At 64.3% G+C, this 1081-nt stretch carries 1 protein-coding gene; it reads left to right on the top strand.

Translation table 11 applies throughout. The annotated features are described in order from the left end of the window. A partial coding sequence (gene pilV, locus AC04L7_RS19390) for a shufflon system plasmid conjugative transfer pilus tip adhesin PilV (RefSeq protein WP_475513802.1) occupies positions 1 to 825 on the top strand: 825 nt, incomplete at its 5' end. Positions 826 to 1081: the final 256 nt, after the last annotated feature.

Below are 1081 nucleotides of genomic sequence, written 5' to 3'. Positions count from 1 at the left end.
GGCGGCTTCACCATCATCGAGATGGCGGTGACGCTGCTCGTAGCCGCCGTGCTCACGGTGGGCGCCATCCGCGGCTATGTGGAGTACGCAGAGAGCATTCTGCAGAACGCCACGATCGGCCATGCCAGCCGCCTGATGGACGGCGCGCTGAACTACGTGGCGGACAATCGCGCTTCGATCATCGCCAGTGCCGGCCCGACATCGCCGGTGACCATCACGCACGCTACGCTGCTGGCGGGCGGCTATATCGATGCGAACGTGCCGGTGCTCAATCCTTACGGCCAGACGCCAGTCATCGTCGTCTGCGAGCCCACGGCCGGTGTGCTCGATGGCACGCTGTACTACCGCAACGGTCAGGTCATCGCTGGCAAGAGCCTGCTGGCGATCGCCAACAGCCTCGGCATCGCCGGTGGTTACGTCAATGACGCAACGGGCGTGGCGCAGGGCGCATTCGGCAGCTGGACCAAGACGATGAGCGCCTGCGGCGGTTCTGCGACCGTGCCGGGCGCCGGGCACCCGGTGCTGGCGCTGTTCCTGAAGGAAACGGCCGACCAGGCGGCCAGCGGCAGCTACGTCCACCGCACCAGCGTGGCGGGACGTCCGGAGCTCAACCGCATGGGCGTGAACCTGGACATGGGTGGCAACGAGCTGCGCAACGCAGCCCGCGTGTACAGCACCGGCCGCATTTCCGCCGGCGAGTACATCGAGCTGCAGGCCTTCGCCACGGCGGGGGCGGCGTGCTCGCCCAATGGGCTGCTGGCGCGCAACTCGGCGGGCAACCTGCTCTCGTGCGTGAGCGGTGTGTGGCGCCTGGCTGGTACCTGACCCCTCCCAAGCGCGCTAGGGAGAATAAAAAGGAGCGGACATCCGCTCCTTTTTTGCATGTTTAAACATAATCTCCGACAACATACAATAACGAAAGTTATTGAGCGTCCGGGGGTCGTGAATGAACGGTAATATCCTCATCGTGCTGCTGCTTACGATCCTCTTTGGCGCCGGCACGACCACCTACGTGGTGACAGAGCGCAAGGCGCACCATGACGAGATCCTGTTCCTGTCGGATCACGTCAAGACCTACGCC

This window comes from Pseudoxanthomonas sp. LjRoot204_2 (assembly GCF_056175765.1).
This window is presented reverse-complemented; position numbering and strand designations above follow the sequence as displayed.